This window comes from Alicyclobacillus kakegawensis NBRC 103104, from assembly GCF_001552655.1.
GTDB lineage: Bacteria > Bacillota > Bacilli > Alicyclobacillales > Alicyclobacillaceae > Alicyclobacillus_G > Alicyclobacillus_G kakegawensis.
Genome location: NZ_BCRP01000049.1, coordinates 1 through 4,191 on the forward strand (window position 1 = coordinate 1; position 4,191 = coordinate 4,191).

At 52.5% G+C, this 4,191-nt stretch carries 4 protein-coding genes; all 4 read right to left on the bottom strand.

All coding sequences use genetic code 11. From position 1 onward, the window contains the following. Positions 1–701: transposase (locus tag AK2_RS16100; protein ID WP_174521165.1), on the bottom strand; the 701-nt coding region annotated here is incomplete at its 3' end. A gap of 344 nt (positions 702–1,045) precedes the next feature. Then, positions 1,046–2,041, bottom strand: coding sequence for an alcohol dehydrogenase catalytic domain-containing protein (locus AK2_RS16105; protein ID WP_067937086.1), 996 nt, complete (start codon positions 2,039–2,041; stop codon positions 1,046–1,048). A gap of 27 nt (positions 2,042–2,068) precedes the next feature. After that, the gene (locus tag AK2_RS16110; protein ID WP_245632952.1) at positions 2,069–2,965 is read right to left on the bottom strand and encodes an ATP-binding cassette domain-containing protein; all 897 of its coding nucleotides are present in this window, start codon (positions 2,963–2,965) and stop codon (positions 2,069–2,071) included. Between the two features lie 503 nt (positions 2,966–3,468). Then, positions 3,469–3,918, bottom strand: coding sequence for a group II intron maturase-specific domain-containing protein (locus AK2_RS16115; protein WP_067937093.1), 450 nt, complete (start codon positions 3,916–3,918; stop codon positions 3,469–3,471). Positions 3,919–4,191: the final 273 nt, after the last annotated feature.

A 4,191-nucleotide genomic window follows, 5' to 3' on the forward strand; every position in this document is an offset into this window, starting at 1 on the left:
GACTCGGCCTGTTGCAACACATTTTGCGTGATATCCACAACGTCTTGCGTGATTCGGTTGACCTCATCCCAGGATTGGCTCATCCGACGACGCAGAACCTTTGCAAACGACAGGACCTTATTCTTTACCGCATCGGTTTGGTCCACGAAACCCTCGGTGGCGTGGGAGGCGAGTTTGCGAATGTGGTTAACCGTTCGGGTGATGGCACGAATGCCATCCTGTAAAAGCGTGGCATCCGTTGGATGATGAATGTCCGACTCGACCACCGTGGTATCCGTACGAAATTTGCGATGCCGGATGACCTTCTGTTCGCTCAGCTTCTTCACCAACAGTTCATTCAGTTGCTCGACGGTATCCTCACCATACCGCTTCCTGGCCTTGATGAGCGTACTGGCATCGGGTACTTTCCCGTCGATGGGGATGTGGCAGAAGCGCCGCCATGCAAGGCTGTCACTTACTTCCCGTACGAGCGTTTCATATCCCAACTGATAGCGGAACTTCAGGTACATGAGACGCAGGTATGTTTGCACCGGCACGGTCGGTCGTCCTCTAACCGTATTAAACTTTTCGAGAAATGGTACCATGAACCGTTCGTCATCCAGAATTTGATCCACATACTCCAGTTCCGCTGGTAGGTTGAGCAATGGCTCAGGTAGGATAGCCTCCCAAAGCGTCAACTGATTTTGATGAGTCCGTAACACTTTCCAACACCCCTAAACAGGAATCTCGGGGTGTCGTGCCGAATTCGTAAGTAAAGGAATTCGCAAAGCACCCCGGGGTCAGTGTTTGTCTCGTCAACATTCACTTCACCGCGAGGACTTGCGATTCCTTTTTTATTGGCCCATTTCACCGATTTTTTTCAGGGGCCACTAGATATTGCCGATTGAAGGTCAGCCATCAGCTGCAGGAAAACATTCAAGGCGTGTCGAATCGGGAACACAGAGACCTCACTCCTTTTACCGCGCTGCAACGCGGGTGTTGTTTTGTGGTGAGTTGTGAGGTCTCTTCTATTTTTGCCTTCCCCCTTCCTCTCGGGGAAAAGCCCCTACTGAAACTTTACACGCTCCAAGGCCTGGTTCAACTGCTCAAGAGGGTAGTAATGTGCTATTATCGGACGAATATGCCCACTTGCTATCAGTCCCAGGCAAGTCACGATTTCAAACTTCGATGATGCCCGTGAAGGAACCACGGACAGTTCCTTTCGCACCAACAGGTGCTGGTCGAAAATAATGCTCTGTCCGTCCGTGTAACCAACAAGTATCAGCCTCCCGCCGTCACGTATGGCAGCAACATCTTGGCCTATCGTTTGTTTGGAAACAACGGTTTCCAAGACGACATCTATGCCGTCCCCACCGCTTATCTCCCTTGCATAATCACCGTATGGGCTTCCATTGTCAATTCTCAAGGTCTCGTCCGCGCCGTGCCTTCTGGCAAGGATCAAGTTCTCCTCATGAATGTCTACTGCTAAGACACGAGCCGATAGGTACTTGGCAATCTGAATGGCGTGCAGCCCAACTCCCCCTGCCCCCACGACTAACACCCATTCATTCTTGCGTACATTGCCCCGAGTAGTAAGTGCATGGTAGGCAGTAGCAATAGCATCCACGGCTATCCCCGCCTCCGCGAAAGGTACGTTTTGAGGAATTTGGATACAGTTCTTCGCTGGAAGTGCAACGTATTCTTGAAACCCACCACTTCTTGTAAATCCGAGCCTGCCACCTAAATTTGAACAAAGTGATTGCCGACCTTCTTTGCAGTTTCGACAAGTTCCACAGAAGAGGTAGAAGTAGCATGCAACCTTTTGGCCGACACTCAGGTCCCGAACCTCGGCTCCCTGTTCCACAACAACACCCGCAATTTCGTGACCGGGAATATGGGGCAACTTAATCCCTGCATAATCACCATTAGCAATCTTTACGTCGGTCCCACAGACGCCACATGTTCTAACCTGAATAATGACTTCATCAGCAGCGGGCCTCGGTTTTTCCAATTCCCTTAACCGAAGTGGCGCACCGAAAGCCTCCAAGACCATGCCCCGCATTAAAGTCCCTCCCGTCGTGGAATCAACCTACCCGAAAGCACATGCCATGAGCGATTCTCCTGTAGCTTCACGTCGCGAAAATTCAGCCGCGATCTCTCCATGGCGCATCACGATGATCCGATCACTGATCCCAAGTACTTCCTCAATGTCCGAGGATACCATCAACACTGCCCCTCCACTGTGGGCGATATCCTCCATCAACTCGTAAATCTCCCGCTTAGCACCAACGTCAATCCCTCGCGTTGGCTCGTCTATAAGGAAAAGGCGGCTGCCGGCCATTGTCCATCGTGCGATGATAACCTTTTGCTGATTCCCACCACTAAGAAACTTCACTGGAATTTGGGGCGAACTGTTGACTCGAAATTTCGCCATGACCTCTTTCACCAAGGTGTTCTCGGTTCGCAAGTTAAGCAGTCCCGCCCGGGAAAATTGCCCAACGGCAGCTAGAGAGACATTAAACCTGACGGATTGTTCCAGTGCCAAACCCTGTCGCCTTCGCTCTTCAGGGACCAGTGCAACACCACTTGAAACCAGTCTGGCTGGCGACACCCTGCGTACTGGTTCTCCCCAAATCTCAATACTGCCACTGTCAATTGGGTCCAGGCCCATGATTGAACGTACCACGTCGGTCCTACGAGACCCTACCAATCCGAACACACCAACGATCTCACCTTTCCGCACAGAGAACGAGATGTCTTTAAACAAATGCTGTCGAGTCAGACTCTCTACGCGGAGGGCAACCTGGCCGGGAATCACGTTTGACTCCGCCTTTACAAATACATCTCCTAACTTACCGCCCACCATCATGCTCACAATTTCAGACTTTGTGATGTTTTTTACTTCCCTTGTTTCAACTAGGACTCCGTCTCGCATGATACTAATGCGATCGCCGATCTGCGGAATTTCATCTAGACGATGCGTCACATACAAAAACGATACGCCTTCCAGGCCTTGAGCACTATTGCTTCACGTCAAGTTCCAGGCCGTATTGTAGTTGACGTCTCGCGCTGAAGACTAAATGGTGGCCCCTGAAAAAGTCGTAGTTAGACCCCCATGCCGCCTGGGGGCGGCACCATCAGAAAATGAAAACGGGGATGGGACGGTGTTATCGTATAGCTGTACGGCTGGCGAAGAGAGGTCGAATCTCGATGGTGCTGAGAGCCCGAGAGTTAGACGGACCACGGCAGCTTGGTGCACCACAGATTGTCGTTGGACGTTGAACACGCGGGATAGATTGGTCTTAGAAGGTCTGCCGCACCAGCCGCACAAATTTGTGCCGCCGTACAGGTGAAGCCTTGTGGATGTCATGTACGAACGCTGCTGCGGGTTGGAGTAGAGTGAAGGGCTGGGGGACCCAGCCCCTCCTCATCAAACCGTACGTGCGGTTTTCCCGCATACGGCTTTCCGATGTTCTTCACCTTGCGCTGTTATAGCCCCTGCCCATATCCGCTTGCCGTTTTCAGCCCAATGGACCGGAAGAACTGAACGATTTCCGTCGGCGTCATCCGGTTGCGCTTGTGCTTCTTGCGCCAGTACAGAATCAGTCGCCGATTGATGTGCCAGTCCATCTTGCTCAGAAATCTGCGGCTCATGCCTGGATCGACACTCCCATAATAGTTCCTCCATCCTTGGATGATGGGATTCAGGTTTGCCACAACCTGCGCCGGACTCCAATACAGCCGATTCCGTGGCGCCAACTCCTCCCGTACCTTGGCCCGCATCTTCTTCATGGCCTTCTTGGACGGGTAGCTGCGCAGGACGTGCGCTACCTTGCCTCCCTTACGGAGTACCCGTATGCGTTGGTGATGGAACCCGAGGAAGTCGAACCCTGGCTTGCCAATCCACAGATCCACCAGCTTGGACTTGTCCTTGTTCATGCTTAGCTCAAGCCTCCTGAACACGGCTTTCAGCACCTTCACCGATTCCAGTGGGCCTTCTTCTCGCACAGAATGACCAGGTGAGTAGCCCCGGGGAGTTTCACCCCGAGGCCCTCTCAGAACCGGACGTGAACCTCTCGACTCATCCGGCTCCCGTTATCCAGCCTAGGGTAAAACCCCCATTTGCCACTGCACAAACAGCTTCGGTTCACGCCTGGCGATTTGCCTAAGCCAGTGTGCTGCCCGCCGCTGGTGGCGAGTAAATTTCTTGTA

Excerpts from the sequence above, each read along its gene's own strand:
- AK2_RS16105 (WP_067937086.1), bottom strand. The coding sequence starts at position 2,041 with ATGCGGGGCATGGTCTTGGAGGCTTTCGGTGCGCCACTTCGGTTAAGG.
- AK2_RS16115 (WP_067937093.1), bottom strand. The coding sequence starts at position 3,918 with ATGAACAAGGACAAGTCCAAGCTGGTGGATCTGTGGATTGGCAAGCCA.